The sequence below is a fragment of the Steroidobacter cummioxidans genome (genome assembly GCF_003104955.1).
Genome location: NZ_LSRW01000046.1, coordinates 45,858 through 66,647, shown reverse-complemented (window position 1 = coordinate 66,647; position 20,790 = coordinate 45,858). Strand labels below are relative to the sequence as shown.

Genomic DNA, 20,790 nt, shown 5'->3' with positions numbered 1-20,790 from the left:
GGGCCATGTTGCCCGATGAGTTCTATCTCGACCCCGCGCTCGTCCGCCGCTCATTCGACCAGGCCGCGAAGTCTTACGACGCCGCGGCCGTGGTGCCGACCGAAATCCGCAATCGGCTGCTCGAACGGCTCGACTTCGTCAAACTCCAGCCCAAGGTCGTGCTCGACCTCGGCGCCGGCACCGGCCACGCCAGCAAAGCGCTCAAGCATCGCTACAAAACCGCCGAGGTCATCGCCCTCGATCTGGCGCCGGGCATGCTGGTGGAAGCCAATCGGCGGCAAAGCTGGTTGCGCCGCTTCCATCGGGTCGCCGCCGATGCGCATCGACTGCCCATCAAAGACGCCAGCGCGCAACTGGTCTTCAGCAACCTGATGCTGGAGTGGTGCCACGACCCGGACGCTGTGTTCCAGGAAATCCGCCGGGTCCTGCAGCCAGGCGGCCTGCTCACCTTCGCTACCCTCGGTCCGGACACTTTGCGCGAATTGCGCGAGGGCTGGCGCAAAATCGATGCTTACCCCCATGTCCACCGCTTTATCGACATGCACGACCTGGGGGATGCGCTGATGCGCGCGGGAATGGCGGAGCCGGTAATGGACACCGAGCGACTGACCGTAACCTACCCCCACCTCGACGCGTTGCTGGGGGAGCTGACAGCCATGGGTTCAAGCAACCTGGCTCACGGCCGGGCCCGCGGGCTGACTCCCAAAGGCAGGCTGGAGTTCTTACGGCAAGCCATGCGACCGGCTACGGAACAGGCCGCACTACCGATCTCCGTGGAAGTGGTCTACGGTCATGCCTGGGCCGGCGAGCTCCGACCTCGGGCCCGAGCCGGGGCCGAAGTGCGCATTCCCGTGAGCAGTTTGAGCCGCTCTAAACGTTAATTTTTTAGCAATCATCTGGTAGTCACAGCAACGAAAAATCGGCGCTTTGACAAAAATATCTTCACGATGAACGCTCGGGTCGATCTGCCGCCGCCTCGCCCGACCCCGGACCCCGCCCCCGCGGAACGGGTGCTCGAGCTCATGCCGCATCGGTCGCTCACTCCCAAGACCGCGCGCATCTTCATCGGGCTGGTCGCGGTGCCCACCTTTGCCGTCGCGCTGCTGTTTACCGCGCAGGGGTTCTGGCCAATCCTGCCCTTTGCCGGCCTGGAAATCGGGTTGCTGATCTGGGCGGTCCGCGCCTCCATGCGTTCAGGGCAGGAGCGGGAAACCATTACAGTGACCCAGGACTCGGTGATCATCAGACACTGGGACCGCCGTGGTGTGCAGTCATCGGTATTTCCTAGACATTGGGCGAGGGTTACACTCCACGCCCCGCCGGCGGCGCTACATCCCAGCCGACTCATGTTGGAGTCGTGTGGTCGCACCCGCGAGGTGGGCAGGTTTCTCACAGAGGACGAGCGCCGCAGTCTAGCGGTGCGTCTAAAGCAGCTGGTGGGGAATATGAACGAAACGCCCGCGCTATGAGGTAGCGCGGCGTTGAACTGCGGGCGCGATGCGCGGCGCCCGGCCACGCATGATTCGTGTCCGGCTCGGGCTTCGAGCGGGACGCGGGCAGAACGAAGCACTTGGGAGCATTAGGGCCAATGAAGATCGTGAAATACGCCGCAGCCGGTTCATTAGCGGCGGCAGCGTTTTTGCCCACCGGGGCGGCGCTGGCGGCATGGGAACTCAACATGCCGGTCGGCGTGACGGAGCTGAGCCGCGATATCCACGGCCTGCACATGCTGGTCCTCTGGGTCTGCGTGCTGATCGCCATTGCGGTGTTCGGCATGATGATCTACTCGATCGTGAAGTTCCGTCACTCCGAGGGCGCCGTGCCGGCCACCTTCGATCACAGCACCAAGGCTGAGATCATCTGGACCAGCATTCCGGTCGCCATCCTGGTGGGCATGGCCATCCCGGCCGCCGCCACGCTGGTGAAGATCGAGGACACCCGCAACTCGGACATGACCATCAAAGTCACCGGCTACCAGTGGAAGTGGGAATACGAATACCTCGATCAGAAGGTGAAGTTCTTCTCCACGCTGGCGCGCGACAGCGACGCCGCCCGTCAGACCGGCTCGGGCATCGATCCGAAGTCGATCCCCAACTACCTGCTCGAAGTCGACAACCCGCTGGTCGTGCCGGTCGGCGCGAAGGTGCGCGTGCTGCTCACTTCGAACGACGTGATCCACGCCTGGTGGGTGCCGGCCTTCGGCATGAAGAAGGACGCCATTCCGGGCTTCGTGAACGAATTGTGGTTCCGCGCCGATGAGCCCGGAATCTATCGCGGCCAGTGCGCCGAGCTGTGCGGTCGCGATCATGGCTTCATGCCGGTGGTCGTAGATGTGAAGCCGCAGGCCGAGTACGACAGCTGGCTCGCCGAGCAGCAAGGTGGCGCGCCCGCCGCTGCTGCCGCCCAAGTTGAGAATGCAGCGCCGGCAACGGCCGCTGCCGCGGAGTAATAGAGACCATGGCACACGCACACGCTCACGACGCTGCTCACGATCATCACGACGATCACGGCCCAGCCAAGGGCATTGGTCGCTGGCTGTTCGCGACCAACCACAAAGACATCGGCTCGATGTACATGTTGTTCAGCCTGCTGATGTTCTTCGTCGGCGGCACCATGGCATTGGTGATTCGCGCCGAGTTGTTCCAGCCGGGCATGCAGCTGGTCGATCCGATGTTCTTCAATCAGATGACCACCATGCACGCGCTGATCATGATCTTCGGCGCGGTCATGCCGGCGTTCGTCGGTCTGGCGAACTGGATGATCCCGCTGCAGGTTGGCGCGCCGGACATGGCGCTGCCGCGCATGAACAACTTCAGCTTCTGGATCCTGCCGTTCGCCTTCGCCATGCTGATCGGCACGCTGTTCGTGCCCGGCGGCGCACCGGCCGGCGGCTGGACCATGTATCCGCCGTTGTCGCAGCAGACCGGCGAAGCGTTCCCGATGCTGATCTTCGCCGTGCACTTGATGGGTGCCTCGTCGATCATGGGCGCCATCAACGTGATCGTGACGATCATGAACATGCGCGCGCCTGGCATGTCGCTGCTGAAGATGCCGATCTTCGTCTGGACCTGGCTGATCACTGCGTACCTGCTGATCGCCGTGATGCCGGTGCTCGCGGGCGCCGTGACCATGCTGCTGACCGACCACTACTTCGGCACGACCTTCTTCGAGGCGGCCGGTGGCGGCGACCCGGTGATGTTCCAGCACATCTTCTGGTTCTTCGGTCACCCCGAGGTGTACATCATGATTCTGCCGGCCTTCGGCATCGTCTCGGAGATCATCCCGACGTTCTCGCGCAAGCCGCTGTTCGGCTATGACGCGATGGTGTACGCGACCGCTTCCATCGCCTTCCTGTCGTTCATCGTGTGGGCGCACCACATGTTCACGGTGGGCATGCCGCTGGCCGGTCAGATGTTCTTCATGCTCGCGACCATGCTGATCGCGGTGCCGACCGGCGTGAAGGTGTTCAACTGGACCGCGACCATGTTCAAGGGCTCGATCAGCTTCGAGCCGCCGATGCTGTTCGCGATCTCCTTCCTGTTCCTGTTCACGATCGGCGGTTTCTCGGGCCTGATGCTCGCGATCGTGCCGGCCGACTTCCAGTATCACGACACCTACTTCGTGGTGGCGCACTTCCACTACGTGCTGGTGCCGGGCGCGGTGTTCTCACTGATGGCCGCTGCTTACTACTGGCTGCCGAAGTGGACCGGCCACATGTACAGCATGACGCTGGCGAAGTGGCACTTCTGGCTGTCGACCATCTTCGTCAACGTGCTGTTCTTCCCGCAGCACTTCCTGGGTCTGGCCGGCATGCCGCGTCGTATCCCGGACTACGCCACGCAGTTCGCTGACTGGAACATGATTTCCTCGATCGGCGCGTTCGGCTTCGGCTTCTCGCAGCTGCTGTTCGTCTACATCGTGATCTCCTGCATCCGTGGCGGCGAGAAGGCGAGCGACAAGGTTTGGGACAGCGGCCGTCCGCACGGCTTGGAATGGACCCTGAGCTCGCCGCCGCCGTATCACAGCTTCGAAACCGCACCTGAAGTGAAGTAATGGCTACCGAGATTCGAGATCCGGAGCGTAAGCGTGGCATCCAGCGCACAGTCATCTGGCTGTTGCTGCTGGCTGCGACGTTCTACTTCGGTTTCATCGCCATGGCCGTGATGCGCTCCTGAGATGACCGAGGCACCGCTCAAACAGGCGAATCGCTCGCTGACCCGGCAGCTGTGGATCTTTGCTGCCGGCAGCTTTGCGTTCGGCTTCGCGCTGGTGCCGCTGTACAACGTCATTTGCGACGTCACCGGTTACGGCGATCGGACCAAGCTGGTGCAGGCGAGCTCATTCACCGCGCCGGAAGACGAAAACCGGACGGTGACCATCGAGCTGATATCGGATTCGCCGGCGATCGGCGATTGGGAGTTCCGGCCCGCGGTCGGCAGCATCGAGGTGCATCCTGGCCGTTTGAGCGAAGCGAAGTTCTACGCGCGCAACATGCGCTCGCAGGGGGTCGTGGCCCAGGCCATTCCCAGCATCGCGCCGCTGCAGGCGACCAAGTACTTCCACAAGACCGAATGTTTTTGTTTCACGCCGCAGCCGTTCGAGGCGCAACAGGAGCGGGAGCTCACGGTGCGCTTCATCGTCGATCCGAAGCTGCCCGTGAACATCGATCGCTTGACGCTCTCGTACGTGATGTACGACGCGAAGAGCACCAGCTGATTTTTGGTTTGAACTGAATTCGTTTTGAAGTGAGTGGCAGATAACTATGGCCCACGCAACGCCCGCGCCGTCCGAGAAATATTACGTACCCCACAGTAGTCCGTGGCCGCTGGTCGGCTCGATCGCTCTGTTCACGACCGTGGGCGGAGGCGCGATGTGGCTCAACCACTCGCAGTCCGGCCCGTGGGTGATGACGGTCGGCTTCGGCATCCTGCTGTTCATGTTCGCCGGCTGGTTCGGCGCCGTGATCAAGGAGAGCGAAGCCCGCTTTTACAATGACGCGGTGGATCGCTCGTTCCGCATGGGCATGATGTGGTTCATCTTCTCCGAAGTCATGTTCTTCGCGGCGTTCTTCGGCGCGCTGTGGTACGCACGTAACTTCTCAGTGCCGTGGCTCGGCGGCGAAGGCACTCGCGCGATAACCAAGATCATTCGTGGCGACAACTACGAAGCGGCCTGGCCGACCGACGGCCCGGGCAATGTCGGCGGCGACTTCGACGTGATTCCTGCGTTCGGTCTGCCGGCGATCAACACCGCGATCCTGCTGACCTCGGGCGTGACCATCACGATCGCGCACCACGCGATCAAGTCCGGCAATCGCGCCATCCTGAACACCTTCCTCGGCCTGACCATCGCGCTGGGCTTCCTGTTCGTGTACCTGCAGGCGCACGAGTACATCGAGGCGTATCAGCACTACAACCTGAAGCTGACCTCGGGCATCTACGGCTCGACCTTCTTCCTGCTGACCGGCTTCCACGGTTTCCACGTGACCCTGGGCGCGATCATGCTGGCGGTGGTGTGGTTCCGCTGTCTTAAGGGTCACTTCACGCCGACACATCACTTCGCATTCGAAGGCGTGGCCTGGTACTGGCACTTCGTCGACGTGGTGTGGCTGGGTCTGTTCGTATTCGTGTACTGGCTGTAAGCGCCAGTTTCGACTTCGGCGGAGCGCGTACAGATGCGCTCCGCTACTATCTGGGAGCCGCCGCTTCAACTTGAACGCGGCGGCTTTTTTACATTTACATGCCGATGGGCTTGATCAGCCCCTGCGCCCAGGCCAGCAGCAGTAGCACGAACAGTGCCACCGACAGCCCGACGCGGATCGACAGGGCGTTGACCATCTTCTTCGAGCCGCCTTTATCGGTCACCAGATAGAACAGGCCGGAGAACAGGCTGAGCACGATGGCGGCCAAACAGGCAATGATGAGACCTTTGATCATGGGGACAGCCTCCTGATCCGAGAACGCGGATCGCACCGAAGTATATCGTGAGCTCCACCGACACAACGCTGCAGACCCGAGTTTGGCGCCCGAGCATGTTCGGGGCCGCGCTGACCGTGCTGGGCGTGACGTTCTTCATCTGGCTCGGGTTCTGGCAACTGGGCCGGGCCGATCAGAAGCAGGCGCTGCTCGATCAATACGCGCTGGGCCAGCAATCGCAGCTCGAGATTACTCCGCAAAACGCCGCCAGTCTGGCGCGCTATCAGCGGGCCCGGGTCGCAGGTCGCTTCGACCCGGCGCATCAGATTCTGCTCGACAACATGCCCTCGCACGCCGGTCAGCCGGGCTACCGAGTACTCACTCCTTTTGAAACAGCCGCCGGCTGGCTGCTGGTGGACCGCGGCTGGCTGCCACTGGGCGCCACGCGCAGTGAATTGCCCGATGTCTCCGTAGGAAATGACGAGCGGACGATCACTGGCACTGTCGATGCCTTACCTCGAGCGGGACTGGAGTTGGCGACTCCACCAATCGACGCGAGTGCGCCGTGGCCTCGGGTGCTCAACTTCCCGCAGCAATCTGCGCTGGAACAGCAGTTCGGTCACCCGCTCATTCCTGGAATATTGTTGCTCGACGCTTCACAACCCGAGGGTTACGAGCGCGTCTGGGAAGCCCATCTCGGCTTCGCCCCCGAGCGTCATGTCGGCTATGCCGTGCAGTGGTTTGCGCTCGCGCTGGCAGCCGTCGTTCTCTTTATCGTCACCAGTTTCCGTACCAAGAAGGCAACAGATGAATCGCCCCGCTGAACCCTCCGCTCCGGGCTCCCGCTCACGCCGGCAGATCTGGATTCTGATCGGCGCATTCTTTGCTCCGCTGGCGCTGGCGTTCCTTCTTTATTACGGCGGCGGCGTGCGTCCGCATGGCAGCACGAACAAGGGCGATCTCATTCAACCGGCTCGTCCATTGCCGGAAGTTGAATTGCCGGGCCTGGCGGATCAACCGCTTGCAGCGGATGCGTTGCGAGACAAGTGGAGCATGGTATTCATCGGCGACGGCGCTTGCGACGCACGCTGCCGGGAAGCCCTTACGTTGATGCGTCAAACGAGACTCGCGCTCGGCGACAAGATGGACCGCGTCCAGCGCGTGTTCCTGGTCAGCGGCAACTGCTGCGATCAGGCCTATCTGGAGAGCGAACAAAGCGGCCTGTTGCTCGGGCGCATCGACAATCCCGCAGGCCAGACATTGTTAGAAACATTTCCCGATGCAGCTCAGGCCGCCAGCCTCGGACGCATTTATCTGATCGATCCGCTCGGCAATCTGATGATGAAATACGAGTCTGATGCACCGCAGAAGGCGCTGCTGGAAGATCTGAAGAAATTACTCAAGCTGTCGCATATCGGATAACTGTGACACACTCGTGCCGCTAGCGAAGGAGTGCGCCACGGCATTTCTTCGCGCGCAGACTGGAATTGAATAAAGAGGTATCGCGTAACGGTTGATTAGTACTGCCAGCTCGGGGGATTGCCATGAAATGCATCTACTATCTGACGTCGACGCTGAAGAGCACCCAGGACGTTTCCGATGATCTGCATGAAGTGGGCGTCGAAGATTTCTATCTGCACGTGATCTCCAAGGACGAGTGCGGTCTGAAGAAACAGCAGATCCATTCCTCGAATTATCTGGAAACCCTGGACATCGTCCGGGACGGCTTCATCGGCGCAGCGCTCGGCTTCGTGGCCGGGTTGATCGGCATCTGGCTGCTGATGTACTTCAAACCCTTGGGCCCCGACTTCGAAATCCCGACACTGGTCTACGCCATTCTGGTCGGTGCCGCGACCTTGTTCGGCGCGTGGGAAGGCGGCCTGACTGGCATCGCCACAGAGAACAAAAAGCTGGCGCGCTTTCACGACGATATTGCCGCAGGCAAGTATCTGATCCTGGTCTATGTCGGCAAGCACCAGGAAGCAACGGTCCGCAAGATGATGGAAGAGCGCCATGCGGACGCCGAGATGGTCGGCATCGATTCCCACTTCATCAACCCGTTCACGTCCGTGGAGAGAGTCACCGCACCGAGAGCCTGAAGACACAACAACAAGAATGCGCTTCAGGGAATCGAAGAGGGGAAACACCCATGCTGATAGCGATCGCTCTGATCGTGCTGGTAGTGGCCACGGTGCTGTTTCATTTCCTGAGCCCGTGGTGGTTCACGCCGATCGCATCCAACTGGAACACAGTGGATTCGACCGTGGACGTGACCTTCTGGGTGACGGGCATCGTGTTCGTCGCGGTGAATCTGTTCCTGGCCTACTGCATCATTCGTTACCGGCATCGCAAGGGTAACCAGGCCCATTACGAGCCGGAGAACAAGAAACTCGAATGGTGGCTGACTGGCATTACGTCGGTCGGCATCGCCGCGATGCTCGCACCAGGCCTGTCGGTCTGGGCCAAGTTCGTCACCGTGCCGCACGATGCATCGGTCGTCGAAGTGCTGGGTCAGCAATGGGCCTGGGCTTATCGATTCCCCGGCAAGGATGGTCAGCTCGGCGCGTCGGACGCCAAGCTGATCAGCGTCGACAATCCTTTCGGCGTGGATCCGAACGATCCGGCCGGTCAGGACGACGTGCTGGTCGCGAATCCGCAGCTGCATCTGCCCATCGACAAGCCCGTGAAAATGTTATTACGCGCTAAGGATGTGAACCATCAATTCGCCGTGCCGCAGTTTCGCGTGAAGATGGACATGGTGCCCGGCATGGTCACTCATTTCTGGTTCACGCCGACGCGCACCGGTGAGTTCGACGTGCTGTGCGAGCAACTTTGCGGAGTCGCGCACTTCGCCATGCGTGGCCGCGTCGTCGTGGATACGCAAGACGATTTCAACAAGTGGCTCGGCTCACAACCGACGTTCGCCCAGACGCAGGCCGCGACCAAAGGCGATCCAGCGGCGGGCCAGGCATTGTTCACGGCCTGCACTGCCTGCCATGGCGCCAAGGCCGAAGGCAATCGCGAGTTGAATGCACCGAAGCTCAGCGGCCAAGCCGGCTGGTATCTGGCGCACCAGATCAAGAATTTCAAAGATGGGGTGCGCGGCTCGAACGAGCAGGACACGTTTGCGAAACAAATGATTCCGTTCGCTTCCATGCTCGCCGACGACACCGCGGTCCGCAACGTGGTTGCTTATATCAAGACGCTACCTGAAGTCCGGCCTCCGGCCAGCGTGGTCGGCGATCCGGTACGCGGCAAGAAGTTGTATCAAACCTGCTCGGCCTGTCATGGCGACACGGCCAAGGGGATCTGGGCAACGAGCGCCCCTCGTCTGTCCAACATGAGCGATTGGTACATGGCGCGCCAGCTACAGCACTTCCGCGACGGCATTCGCGGCGATCATCCACAGGACTTCAATGGCGTCCAGATGCGATCCATGGCGAAGGTGCTGCCGGACGATCAGGCGGTCGCCGACGTTCTCGACTACATCCGGACCTTATGACCCGCCACAGGCGCAGTAGCAAGGCTCAATAGAACATGTAGAAGGAGTGTGTTTCGATGGCTTTTGTAGCAATCGCCGATCGCGATCACGAGCACGCCCTGCACGATCCGCAGAGTTTCATCCGCAAGTACATCTGGAGCCAGGACCACAAAGTCATTGCCCTGCAGTACGCGGCGGTGGCGATCAGCATCGGCCTGGTGGCGTTGACCATGTCGATACTGATGCGGCTGCAGCTGGGCTTCCCAGACACCTTCCACATCATCGCGCCACAGGACTATTACCAGTACATCACCATGCACGGCATGATCATGGTGATCTATCTGCTGACGGCGCTGTTTCTTGGCGGGTTCGGCAACTATCTCATTCCGCTGATGCTGGGTGCGCGGGACATGGTGTTCCCGTACCTGAACATGCTCAGCTTCTGGTTCTATCTGCTCGCCGTGCTGGTGTTGCTCGCCGGACTCTTCGTACCCGGCGGTCCGACTGGGGCGGGCTGGACGTTGTATCCGCCGCAAGCGGTACTGCCCGGCACCCCAGGCGCAAGCTGGGGCATCATTTGTATGCTCGCGTCGCTCGCGATCTTCATCGTCGCGTTCACCATGGGCGGCTTGAACTACGTGACGACGGTGCTGCAGGCCCGCTGCCGCGGCATGACGTTCATGCGCATGCCGCTGTCGGTGTGGGGCATCTTCATGGCGTCGATCCTCGGCTTGCTGGCGTTTCCGGCGCTGTTTGTTTCCGCGATCATGATGGCGCTGGATTCCCTGATCGGCACCAGCTTCTTCATGCCGGCGGTGTCCTCGATGGGCGAGCAGACCGTGCACACCGGCGGCAGCCCGCTGCTGTTCCAGCATTTGTTCTGGTTCTTCGGCCATCCCGAGGTTTATATCGTCGCGCTGCCGGCGTTCGGCATCGTGTCCGATCTGATCAGCACGCACGCACGCCGCAACATCTTCGGCTACCGCATGATGGTGTGGGCGATTCTGGCGATCGGCTGCCTGAGCTTCGTCGTGTGGGCGCACCACATGTACGTGAGCGGCATGAATCCGTACTTCGGCTTCTTCTTCGCCACCACGACCCTGATCATCGCGGTGCCGACCGCCATCAAGGTTTACAACTGGGTGCTGACCATCTGGCGCGGCGACGTGCATCTCACCGTGCCGATGCTGTTCGCCATCGGCTTCATCTTCACGTTCATCAACGGCGGCCTGACCGGACTGTTTCTTGGCAATGTGACCGTCGACGTGCCGCTGTCGGGCACGTACTTCGTGGTCGCGCACTTCCACATGGTGATGGGCGTGTCGCCGATCATGGTGGTGTTCGGTGCCATCTATCACTGGTATCCGAAGATCACCGGACGCATGTTCGATGAGCGCCTCGGCAAGTTCCATTTCTGGATGACGTTCCTGGGCGCGTACGCGATCTTCCTGCCGATGCACTACATGGGCATTCTCGGCGTGCCGCGTCGCTACTACGGCTACACCGACGCGATTCAGTTCATTCCGCCGTCGGTGCACGAGGCCAATGAATGGATCTCGATCTCGGCGATGCTGGTCGCGGCCACGCAGCTGGTGTTCCTCTACAACCTCATCCACTCATACTTCAAAGGTCCGGTCGCGGATCCGAATCCGTGGCGTGCGACAACTTTGGAATGGCAGACCCCGCAGACGCCGCCGAAGCACGGCAACTGGGGCAAAGACCTGCCTGAAGTACATCGCTGGGCGTACGACTACAGCGTGCCGGGTGCGCCGCAGGACTTCATTCCGCAGAACGTGCCGCATTCCGAGAAGACACCGGCCGGGCGCGAGCATGGAGTGCCCACGTGAGCCTGACTGTTGCCTATCTCGCGCTCGCTACGGGCATCGCCGTTTGGGCGGTGCTCGTGACCAAGCTGCGAGCCAAGCCGTGGGAAGCGCCGGCAACCGGCGTGTCGGAGCAGCAGGGCTTTTCCTTTTCGGCAAAGCGCATCGGGCTATGGATCTTTCTTGCGGTCGTCACTTCGTTGTTCGGTTTGTTCCTGTCTGCTTACTACATGCGCATGGGCCAGCATGCGGGTCATGGCCCACTGGCGGCAAGCGATTGGCAGTCGATCCGCGATCCGTCGATCCTCTGGCTCAACACGGTGGTGCTGATTCTTGCCAGCGTCACGATGCAGTCGGCGCGCGCAGCGGTCGCTAAGAGTCAGCTCGAGCAGACGCGCTGGAAACTGTTTGCAGCGGGCTTGCTCACCTTCGCGTTCCTGATCGGCCAGTGGCTTGCCTGGCGTGAGATTCGCTACTCGGAGTTTTTCACTCCGTTGAATCCCGCGGTCGCATTCTTCTATGTGCTCACAGCCGTGCATGCGCTGCACCTGTTGGGTGGATTGGTCGTGTGGGCACGCACGCTGGGGCGCTCGTTGCGCAAAGACGTGGAGCTGATCGACGTGCGTTTGAGCGTCGAGCTCACCTCGGTCTACTGGCATTACCTGCTGCTGGTCTGGCTGGGGCTGTTCGCTGTGTTGTTATCGACTTGAGCGAGAGACAAGCATGAGCCACGAACCCGCCACGTTGGAACCTGGTTTCAGAGGCGTGACCGCGGACTGGTCTGCTGACAAGCAGGCCTTCCCGGTGCCCTGGGGCAAGGCGATGATGTGGATCTTCCTGCTCTCGGACACTTTCATCTTCACGTGTTTCCTCACGTCGTACATGAACGTGCGCATGTCGACGACCGCACCGTGGCCCAATACGGCCGAAGTATTCGCGCTCACGGTCGGCGGTCATCACATTCCGTTGCTGCTCATTGCCATCATGACGATGGTGCTGATTACGAGCAGCGGCACCATGGCGATGGCGGTCAACTTCGGTTATCGGCGCGATCGCAAGCGAACCGCGGCGCTGATGTTTGCGACAGCAGCGCTGGGCTTGTGTTTCGTCGGCATGCAGGCGTTCGAGTGGACCAAGCTGATCGTCGATGAAGGCGTGCGGCCATGGGGCAACCCGATGGGCGCGGCGCAGTTCGGCTCGTCGTTCTTCATGATCACCGGCTTTCACGGCATGCACGTGACCGGCGGCGTGATCTATCTCAGCGTGGTCGCGTCACGCGTGTTGAACGGCTTCTACGATCGTAAAGGCAGTTACGAGACCGTCGAGGTCGCCGGCCTGTACTGGCACTTCGTCGATCTGGTGTGGGTCTTCATTTTCGCGTTCTTCTATTTGTGGTGACGGGCCGCGCCCGTCCCAACCTACCTGCGGAGAGCGGCATGGCGGTCAGACAGCACGATATTCCGGCGGACGTCCCTGCGGATCATCCGCCCGCGCACGCAGCCGCGCATGGCGCCCATGCGGAAGGTCAGCAGCACCCCATCAAGCTGTATCTGTGGATCTGGGGGCTACTGTTCGTCTTCAGCGCATTTTCCTACATGGTCGATTACTTCCAGCTGCAGGGCGCACTGCGCTGGACGCTGATTATCGTGTTCATGATAATCAAGGCGAGCTTCATCGTAGCGATCTTCATGCACATGGCCTGGGAACGGCTGGCGCTGAAACTGGCCATCCTGGTGCCGCCATTGGCGCTACTGATCCTGATCGGGCTGATGGCGATCGAGGGGGACTACACGTTCCTCACTCGAATTGCGTGGTTCGCGAAGTAGCGCTGGACCGGGGCAAATCGCCCCAACAGGCACAAAAGCGGCGGCGGGGCGCTTATCATTGCGCCCCGCTCAAAATTGCCTCGAATCGCGCCCCGTTCATGACTCCAAGCTTGCTTCTGTTTCGCCGCGTGGCGCTGGCCGGCGTGGTGCTCGCGCTAGTCGTGGTCGTGCTCGGCGCCTGGGTGCGCCTGAGTGCCGCGGGCCTGGGCTGCCCCGACTGGCCGGGATGTTATGGTCACTTCACTGCCGGCAGCGCGGCCCTGAACGTCGACGCCGTCAACGAGGCGTTCCCGCACCGGCCGTTCGAGTACCACAAGGCCATCAAGGAGATGGTGCATCGGTACTTCGCCTCGGGCCTGGGCTTTCTGATCCTGGTGCTGGCCGGCCTGGCGATCCGCAATCGCGACGATCCCCAGCAGCCGGTCGTTTTGCCGCTCGCGCTGGTCGGCCTGGTCATTTTCCAAGGGCTGCTAGGCATGTGGACCGTCACGCTGCTGCTCAAGCCGCTGATCGTGGTGCTGCATCTGGTCGGTGGTTTGTCGACGCTGTCGCTGCTGGCGTGGCTGGCCATGCGTCCGCCCGAGCCCGCGCCGCGCACGGACAACGTCGGATTGCGCAAGCTCGCGATCGCCGGACTGGCGATGCTGGCTCTGCAGATCATGCTCGGTGGCTGGACCAGCAGTAACTACGCCGCCCTCGCCTGTCCGGACTTCCCGACCTGCCAGAACAGCTATTGGCCGCACATGGACGTGAAGGATGCGTTCGTGCTGTGGCGAGGACTGGGCATCGACTACGAAGGCGGTGTGCTGGATCACCCGGCGCGCGTGGCCATCCACTTCGTGCACCGGCTGGGCGCGATCGCCGCGGCCCTGATCCTGGGCGCACTGAGTTTTCTGGCCTGGCGCCGAGGCACCACGCCGGCGCTGCGAACCGCGGGCATATTGCTGGGAGTGGTGCTGATCGCGCAGCTCATTCTCGGTCCGATCATGGTGATGCGCGCATTGCCTTTGGTGCTGGCCACAGCACATAACGGCGTGGCCGCGCTGCTGCTGATTGCGACTCTGCGTGTGAACAGATTGTTGCGCTGAGGTCGACGCCCGGGCGCGCGGCAGGTCCTGTAGAATCTGTCGTTGGTCACTGCTGTCTCGCCTATGTCCGCCGTGCAAACCTCTTCATTTCAGCCTGCCGCCTCCTGGCGCGATTACTACGAGCTGGGCAAGCCCCGCGTGGTAATGCTGATCATGTTCACGGCCATTGCCGGCATGTTCCTGGCAGCGCCGGGCCTGCCGCCGGTCAATGCGTTGATTTTTGGCACGCTGGGCATCGCACTGGCGGCATCCTCGGCGGCGGCGATCAATCACGTCCTGGACCGCCGCTTCGACGAGCAGATGGCGCGCACCCGCAATCGCCCGCTGCCCACCGGTCATGTCACCGAGCGCCAGGCATTGAGCTACGCGTTGGTGCTCGCGGTGCTGTCGATGGTGTTGCTGTGGGGCTGTGTGAATGCGCTGACCGCTGTACTCACATTCTGCTCACTGATCGGCTATGCCGTGATCTACACGGTGTGGCTCAAGCACGCGACTCCGCAGAACATCGTGATTGGCGGTGCCGCCGGCGCGGCACCTCCGGTGCTGGGTTGGACCGCCGTCACTGGCTCGGTGGATCCGCACGCGTTGCTGTTGTTCCTGATCATCTTCACCTGGACGCCGCCGCACTTCTGGGCGCTGGCGATTGCACGCCGTGACGAGTACGCAAAGGCGGGTATCCCGATGCTGCCAGTCGCGTACAGCAGCGATTTCACGCGCTTGCATATTCTGCTGTACACGATCCTGCTCGTGATCGTGACGCTGCTGCCTTACCTCACCGGCATGAGCGGCCTGATCTATCTCGCGGCGGCGCTGATCCTCGGCGCATTCTTCCTGTTCCGCGCTCTGCAGCTGAAAGTGCGTCAGGATGCGCGTCTGCCCATGCAGACCTTCGGTTACTCGATCACCTACCTGGCACTGCTGTTCGCTGCCTTGCTGATCGATCACTATGTGACTATCCGGCTGACGTAGCCCACCGCTCGCATCGTGGCTCCGGCGCGCACACCACGAAGCTCGATTCCCTGGCTGACGGCCGCGGTCATCGCGCTGATCCTGTATGGCTCGCTGTATCCCTTCAATCTAAAGCCCGATGCGCCCAACGATCTGCTCGGCGCGCTCAGCCAGCTGTCATGGGCGCGTGCCGGCCGCGGCGATCGTATTTCCAACGTATTGCTGTATCTGCCGCTCGGCTTCTGTCTGTATTTGTGGTTGAACGAGCACCGTCGTCGTGGCACCTCGGTCACGCTCGCGACCGTGCTGGGCACGCTGCTGTCGCTCGCAATGGAAGTCGCGCAGGTGTACGTATCGAAGCGCGTACCAAGTCTCACCGATCTGGTGCTGAACTCTGGCGGGACATTGCTCGGCGCCATCGGCGGCATGGGCTGGACCGCGCTCAGTCATCTGATGCACCTGCCGTCACGCGCGGAGCGCCCGACGCGTGATCCAGGCGCAGCATTGTTGATTGGCCTCTGGCTCGCGTGGCGATTCGCGCCGTTCGTGCCACAACTCGATCTGGGCAAACTGAAAGCGGCGCTGCGACCGCTGTTCAATCCCATGTTCGACTTCGTCACCGTGCTGGTCTTCCTCACCTGCTGGCTGGTCGTGAATCAGGCGGTCGCCGCGCTGGTGAGCCGTCAGCGACGGTTGGAAACATTGCTGTTGCTGATGGCCGCGGTGTTGATCGGCCGCTTGATCGTCGCGAATCAAACGTTCGTGCCCGCCGAATTGCTGGCGCTGCTGTTGTTGCTGCCGATGGTCGTGCTCATGCATCGACTGCGGCCACGGCCGCGACGGGCTGCGCTGGTGCTCGCAGTCGTCGCCTTGCTGGTCATCGAAGAGCTGGCGCCCTTCGATTTTTCACCGCAAGCCGCGCAGTTCGATTTCTGGCCGTTCCTCGCACTGGTCGATTCGGGCTGGGATCTGGCCGTCGTCGACTGGGTGCAGGTGTTTGGCAAGTTGTTTCTTTATGGCGCGCTGCTGTGGGTGGTGCGCGAGTGGGGCGCTTCCACGAATTTCGCGTTCGGCGTGATGCTGACGATCGCGACCGTCGTCGAGGCGCTGCAGATCTGGCTGCCCGGCGAGCACGCGTCGATCACCGATCCCTTGCTGGCGCTGACCATCGGACTGGTGTTCCGTTCGCTATACCACCGTCACCGCCCGCAACGATTCGCGGGCGCGCCCAATGATCTGTCCTTGCGGGAACGGTGATCAGAACGATCTGCCACCGATACGCGCGCAACCGCTGTATTTCTTGCCATCCAGCGTCGCCCGAGCCGCGTATGCGAAGTACTCGCCCGACATGTCATCCCGGCAGCCCTGCGCTTCGATGAACAACTCGATCTTGTGATCGCTGTTGGCAGCGACGTAACTGACAGCGCCCTCGGCATCCTGCGTCTGTGGCGCAGCGATGGAAATTTCCTTGGGCTCGTCTGGCTGACGCCACAGCAACGCTGCTTCGGTGACTTCCGCGCTCCAGAAAGGCTCGTTACCGCGTGTAGCGACGATGTAATCCTGCGGCGGCAAATCGCAGCCGCGCGTTTGTCCGTCCGGCGCGGCATACAGCGCCTCTTCCAGCATGAAGGTACCCGCGAAGCCCTCGGGCGCCGGTTTATCGACCGCACGCTCGCCATACGCCTCGATGTAGAGCTTCATGGGCAGATCGTCGCCGTCAGCGTCTTTCTCACCGCCGAACTCGCGCGTGAGCACGCCATCGGTCTGATCGACCAGGAGCAGATCGCCCTGTTCGCCGCAGGGACGGAAGGCACTGCGATCGGCGGACACCGTAACAATGCCTCGCTTGATGGCGAGCCCAGACTCCGCGGACGGCTCGGATGTGGCAGAGGCTCCCAGGGGCCGGCTCGGCGCATCCGTTTGCGCCGGAGGCGCCGCCGGGACCGCGGGCTCTGGTGTCTTCGAGCACCCCGCCATCGTCAGCAAAACCGCGCAATGGGAAAGTAACATCCCGCGCCAAACACGCATGCACGCCTCCAGGCGACCGACCTTAGCCCCACAGCATATAGAATCGGCCACCCTGCTAGAATCCGCGACCTCGGTTTCACAGCCCTGCCCTCCTCTAGGGCAGCGCCCCGTCTTGAGGACTCGCCCTGGACGTTTCTGATTTACTTGAAGGACTTAACGACGCTCAGCGCGCCGCCGTCGCGGCCCCGCAGGCGCCGACCCTGGTCCTGGCCGGTGCTGGCAGCGGCAAAACGCGCGTGCTCACCCACCGTGTCGCCTGGCTGGTACAGGTGGAAGGCTTCTCCCCCCACAGCATTCTGGCCGTGACCTTTACCAACAAGGCCGCCGGCGAGATGCGCGCGCGCATCGAAACCATGCTCGGCGTGCCCAGCGCACCGCTGTGGATAGGCACCTTTCACGGTATCGCGCATCGCTTGCTGCGCATCCATTGGCGCGACACCAACCTGCCGCAAAGCTTCCAGATCATGGACTCGGACGATCAGCTGCGCGCCATCCGGCGGTTGCTGAAAGCGCAGAACCTCGACGAGGAGCGCTGGGTCCCGAAGGAGATCATGTGGTTCATCAACGCCCGCAAGGACGAAGGGCTGCGCGCCAAACAGATCAAGGATGACGGCGATCCGACCCGGCGCATGTTCATCAAGTTGTATGAGCAGTATCAGGAGCAGTGCGACCGCGCCGGCGTCGTGGATTTCGCCGAACTGCTGCTGCGCGCTTACGAGCTGTTCCGCGATCGCCCGGATCTGCTGGCGCACTATCGCCAGCGCTTCCGACATGTGCTGATCGACGAGTTCCAGGACACCAACACCATCCAGTACTCGTGGTTGAAGCTGCTCGCCGGACCCGAGGGACTGCCGTTCGCGGTCGGCGATGACGATCAGTCGATCTATCGCTGGCGCGGCGCTCGTGTGGAAAATTTGCATCAGTATCGGCGCGACTACCCCAACGTGCAGATGTTTCGACTGGAGCAGAACTATCGCTCCACCGGCAACATCCTCGCGGCGGCCAATGCGCTGATCTCCAACAACGGCGGCCGTCTCGGCAAGAACCTGTGGACCAGCGGCGAGCAAGGCGATCCGGTCAAGCTGTACGCTGCGTTCAACGAGCGCGATGAAGCGGACTTCGTCGTCAATCGCATTCGCGAATATGTGATGAAAGGCGGTCTGCGCAGCGAATGCGCGATTCTGTACCGCTCGAACGCGCAATCGCGAACGTTCGAAGAAGCGTTGCTCACCCATCGCATTCCCTATCGCGTGTACGGCGGCTTGCGATTCTTCGAGCGTGCCGAAATCAAGGACGCGCTTGGTTATCTGCGGCTGATGCATAACCGCACCGATGACGCTTCTTTCGAGCGCATCGTGAACTTGCCGACTCGCGGCATCGGCAACAAAACGCTGGATGTCGTCCGCAACTATGCCCGCGCCAATGCCACTTCGATGTGGGAAGCGGCCGGTGCAAGCATCAAAGAAATCGGTGCGCGCGGTGGCCAGGCGTTGCATGCGTTCATGGTGCTCATTCAACAGCTGGATGAGCAAACGCGCACGTTGCCGCTGCACGAGCAAGTCGATCACGTGATTCACGCCAGCGGCCTGGTTGCGCACTATCAGCAAGAGAAAGGCGATCGCGGCGAAGCGCGCGTCGACAACTTGAACGAATTGGTGTCGGCGGCGCGTGGCTATGAACCGGAAGGCGAAATCGAGGTCTCCCCGCTCGCCAACTTCCTGGCGCATGCCGTGCTGGAGTCCGGCGAGGAACAAGCTGGCGCCGGCGAGGATGCCGTGCAGATGATGACGCTGCATTCCGCCAAGGGCCTGGAATTCCCAGTGGTGTTCCTGTGCGGCCTGGAAGACGGCTTGTTCCCCCATCAGCGCTCGATCAGCGATGTGGACGGGCTCGAGGAAGAGCGTCGCCTGTGCTACGTCGGCACGACGCGAGCAATGAAACAGCTGTATATCACCTACGCCGAGCAGCGACGCTTGCACGGTGTGGACAGCTACGGCACGCCGTCGCGTTTCATCAAGGAAATTCCCTCCGAGCTGCTCGAAGAAATTCGGCCGCGCATACAAATCTCGCGTCCGATCTACACGCCTCATCGCAGCGGCATGGGCCGAGTGCACGAGGAGCCGGCCAACACCGGCGGCGTGCGCCTTGGTCAGCGAGTGCGTCACGGTAAGTTCGGTGAAGGCACCGTGCTCGATCTCGAAGGCCAGGGCAGCCACGCGCGCGTGCAGGTGAACTTCGAGCGCCAGGGCACCAAGTGGCTGATGCTGGCGTACGCGAATCTGGAACCGGTATGAAAATCATCATCCTCGGCGCCGGACAGGTCGGTCGCACCGCCGCCTATCATCTGGCGCGCGAAGCGGCCAACGAAGTCACGGTCGTCGACGTGAATGACGAGCTGCTGCGCGATCTGCAGGACCGGCTCGACATTCGCACCCTGGTTGGCAGCGGCACCCAGCCAAGCGTGCTGGAAGCTGCCGGCGCACGCGACGCCGACATTTTCATCGCGCTGACCAACAGCGACGAAGTCAACATGGTCGCCTGCCAGATCGCGTGGAGTCTGTTCAACAAGGACGCGACGCGCATCGCTCGTATCCGCTCCGCCGATTTCGCCAAGCACACCAAACTCTTCTCTCAGGAAGACCGCGCGTTCGCCGTCGATGTGCCGATCAGCCCCGAGCAGCTGGTGACCGAGCACGTCGTGCACCTGATCAAGTATCCCGGCGCGCTGCAAGTGCTGGACTTCGCCGACGGCCGCATCCGTCTGGTCGGCGTCAAGGCGTTGCAGGGCGGTGCGCTGGTCGGACAGCAATTGAAACAACTGCCCACGCACATTGAGGGGCGCGATGCGCGCGTCGCGGCGATCTATCGTGGCGGGCATAGCATCAAGCCCGAGGGCAGTACTGTCATCGAGCATGGCGACGAGGTGTTCTTCATCGCCGCTCGCGAGGACATTCGTCTGGTCATGAACGAGATGCAGCGCCTGGAAGATCCGGTGCGCCGCGTGGTCATCGCCGGCGGCGGCAACATCGGCTTCCGGCTCGCGCAGACCCTGGAAGTGAACCATCAGGTCAAGCTGATCGAACGCGATCAGCGTCGTGCCCGTCGCGTGTCCGAGCAGCTGAGCAACACCATCGTGCTCAGTGGCGACGCTGCCGACGAGGAGCTGCTGCTCGAAGAGAACATCGACAGCGCCGACGTCTTCGTCGCCGTCACCAACGCCGAGGAAGCGAACATTCTGTCGGCGATGCTGGCGAAGCGACTGGGCTGTCACAAAGTGATGGCGTTGATCAACCGGCCCGCTTACGCCGAGCTCATGCAAAGCGGCTCGATCGACATCGCCCTGTCGCCGCAGCAGGTAACGATCGGCTCGCTGCTCGCTCACGTGCGTCGTGGCGACGTGGTCCGCGTGCACTCGCTGAGACGGGGCGCGGCCGAGGCGCTGGAAGTCATCGTGCACGGCGTGCAAGGTGAAGGCCGCGTCATCGGCAAACGAATCGAAAACATTCCGTTGCCCGAGGGCACCACCATTGCCGCCATCGCCCGCGGCGACCAGGTCTTGATCGCGCACCACGACACGGTGATCCAGCGCGACGACCACGTGATTCTGTTCCTCACCGACCGCCGCCACGTCGAAGCGGTCGAGCGTCTGTTCGATGTGCCGCGCCGCCACGCCAGATAAGC

At 62.0% G+C, this 20,790-nt stretch carries 22 protein-coding genes; 20 read left to right on the top strand and 2 right to left on the bottom strand.

The features are described 5' to 3' along the window. Window positions 1-5: 5 nt before the first annotated feature. The 7 genes from bioC to D0550_RS21615 all read left to right on the top strand — a co-directional run bounded on the left by bioC (window position 6) and on the right by D0550_RS21615 (window position 5,641). Window positions 6-881, top strand: a complete 876-nt coding sequence (gene bioC / locus D0550_RS21640) for a malonyl-ACP O-methyltransferase BioC (protein WP_116811270.1) — start codon at window positions 6-8, stop codon at window positions 879-881. A 66-nt stretch (window positions 882-947) separates the two neighbouring features. Beyond that, window positions 948-1,469 (top strand): DUF2244 domain-containing protein, encoded by a 522-nt coding sequence (locus D0550_RS21635; RefSeq protein WP_116811269.1) that lies wholly within the window; start codon window positions 948-950, stop codon window positions 1,467-1,469. 119 nt (window positions 1,470-1,588) lie between these two features. Further along, a complete protein-coding gene (gene coxB / locus D0550_RS21630; protein WP_116811268.1) occupies window positions 1,589-2,449 on the top strand; it encodes a cytochrome c oxidase subunit II in 861 nt (286 codons plus the stop codon). Window positions 2,450-2,457: 8 nt separating this feature from the next. Continuing rightward, on the top strand, window positions 2,458-4,053 hold the full coding sequence (ctaD, locus tag D0550_RS21625; protein WP_116811267.1) for a cytochrome c oxidase subunit I: 1,596 nt from the start codon (window positions 2,458-2,460) through the stop codon (window positions 4,051-4,053). Beyond that, window positions 4,053-4,175 carry a hypothetical protein gene (locus D0550_RS36460; RefSeq protein WP_275129267.1) on the top strand — a complete coding sequence of 41 codons (123 nt, stop codon included), beginning with the start codon at window positions 4,053-4,055 and terminating at the stop codon, window positions 4,173-4,175. Before ctaD ends, D0550_RS36460 begins: the two co-directional genes overlap by 1 nt. 1 nt (window position 4,176) lies before the next feature. Continuing rightward, the gene (locus D0550_RS21620; RefSeq protein ID WP_116811266.1) at window positions 4,177-4,716 is read left to right on the top strand and encodes a cytochrome c oxidase assembly protein; all 540 of its coding nucleotides are present in this window, start codon (window positions 4,177-4,179) and stop codon (window positions 4,714-4,716) included. A 46-nt stretch (window positions 4,717-4,762) separates the two neighbouring features. After that, a complete protein-coding gene (locus tag D0550_RS21615; protein WP_116811265.1) occupies window positions 4,763-5,641 on the top strand; it encodes a cytochrome c oxidase subunit 3 in 879 nt (292 codons plus the stop codon). A gap of 94 nt (window positions 5,642-5,735) precedes the next feature. Here D0550_RS21615 and D0550_RS21610 read toward each other — a convergent pair whose 3' ends face one another. Beyond that, entirely contained in the window at window positions 5,736-5,936 is a 201-nt protein-coding gene (locus D0550_RS21610) for a twin transmembrane helix small protein (protein ID WP_116811264.1), read from the bottom strand. A gap of 47 nt (window positions 5,937-5,983) precedes the next feature. Between D0550_RS21610 and D0550_RS21605 the strand changes: the two genes are divergently transcribed. From D0550_RS21605 to D0550_RS21555, 11 genes are all read left to right on the top strand, one after another. Further along, window positions 5,984-6,739, top strand: a complete 756-nt coding sequence (locus tag D0550_RS21605) for an SURF1 family protein (protein ID WP_116811263.1) — start codon at window positions 5,984-5,986, stop codon at window positions 6,737-6,739. After that, window positions 6,723-7,337 (top strand): hypothetical protein, encoded by a 615-nt coding sequence (locus D0550_RS21600; protein ID WP_116811262.1) that lies wholly within the window; start codon window positions 6,723-6,725, stop codon window positions 7,335-7,337. The genes D0550_RS21605 and D0550_RS21600 overlap by 17 nt, the downstream gene beginning before the upstream one ends. A gap of 122 nt (window positions 7,338-7,459) precedes the next feature. Beyond that, the gene (locus tag D0550_RS21595) at window positions 7,460-8,014 is read left to right on the top strand and encodes a hypothetical protein (protein ID WP_116811261.1); all 555 of its coding nucleotides are present in this window, start codon (window positions 7,460-7,462) and stop codon (window positions 8,012-8,014) included. Window positions 8,015-8,064: 50 nt separating this feature from the next. Beyond that, window positions 8,065-9,417 (top strand): c-type cytochrome, encoded by a 1,353-nt coding sequence (locus tag D0550_RS21590; RefSeq protein WP_116811260.1) that lies wholly within the window; start codon window positions 8,065-8,067, stop codon window positions 9,415-9,417. A gap of 56 nt (window positions 9,418-9,473) precedes the next feature. Then, window positions 9,474-11,243, top strand: a complete 1,770-nt coding sequence (locus D0550_RS21585) for a cbb3-type cytochrome c oxidase subunit I (protein WP_116811259.1) — start codon at window positions 9,474-9,476, stop codon at window positions 11,241-11,243. Continuing rightward, window positions 11,240-11,929 (top strand): cytochrome c oxidase subunit 3, encoded by a 690-nt coding sequence (locus D0550_RS21580; protein WP_161965972.1) that lies wholly within the window; start codon window positions 11,240-11,242, stop codon window positions 11,927-11,929. Before D0550_RS21585 ends, D0550_RS21580 begins: the two co-directional genes overlap by 4 nt. Window positions 11,930-11,942: 13 nt before the next feature. Beyond that, window positions 11,943-12,617: a heme-copper oxidase subunit III family protein gene (locus D0550_RS21575; protein WP_116811257.1), complete on the top strand. Its 675-nt coding sequence runs from the start codon at window positions 11,943-11,945 to the stop codon at window positions 12,615-12,617. Window positions 12,618-12,655: 38 nt separating this feature from the next. Beyond that, a complete protein-coding gene (locus D0550_RS21570) occupies window positions 12,656-13,045 on the top strand; it encodes a cytochrome C oxidase subunit IV family protein (protein WP_116811277.1) in 390 nt (129 codons plus the stop codon). Between the two features lie 110 nt (window positions 13,046-13,155). Then, complete coding sequence (locus D0550_RS21565) at window positions 13,156-14,133, top strand: COX15/CtaA family protein (protein WP_206606454.1); 978 nt, start codon at window positions 13,156-13,158, stop codon at window positions 14,131-14,133. 63 nt (window positions 14,134-14,196) lie between these two features. Then, on the top strand, window positions 14,197-15,102 hold the full coding sequence (gene cyoE, locus D0550_RS21560) for a heme o synthase (protein ID WP_116811255.1): 906 nt from the start codon (window positions 14,197-14,199) through the stop codon (window positions 15,100-15,102). A 15-nt stretch (window positions 15,103-15,117) separates the two neighbouring features. Continuing rightward, window positions 15,118-16,338, top strand: coding sequence for a VanZ family protein (locus tag D0550_RS21555; protein ID WP_161965971.1), 1,221 nt, complete (start codon window positions 15,118-15,120; stop codon window positions 16,336-16,338). Here D0550_RS21555 and D0550_RS21550 read toward each other — a convergent pair whose 3' ends face one another. Next, window positions 16,339-16,911, bottom strand: a complete 573-nt coding sequence (locus D0550_RS21550) for a COG3650 family protein (RefSeq protein WP_116811253.1) — start codon at window positions 16,909-16,911, stop codon at window positions 16,339-16,341. 323 nt (window positions 16,912-17,234) lie between these two features. Between D0550_RS21550 and uvrD the strand changes: the two genes are divergently transcribed. Both uvrD and trkA read left to right on the top strand, forming a co-directional pair. Further along, complete coding sequence (uvrD, locus tag D0550_RS21545) at window positions 17,235-19,403, top strand: DNA helicase II (protein WP_116811252.1); 2,169 nt, start codon at window positions 17,235-17,237, stop codon at window positions 19,401-19,403. Further along, on the top strand, window positions 19,400-20,788 hold the full coding sequence (gene trkA, locus D0550_RS21540; protein ID WP_116811251.1) for a Trk system potassium transporter TrkA: 1,389 nt from the start codon (window positions 19,400-19,402) through the stop codon (window positions 20,786-20,788). Before uvrD ends, trkA begins: the two co-directional genes overlap by 4 nt. The last annotated feature ends 2 nt before the right edge of the window (window positions 20,789-20,790 follow it).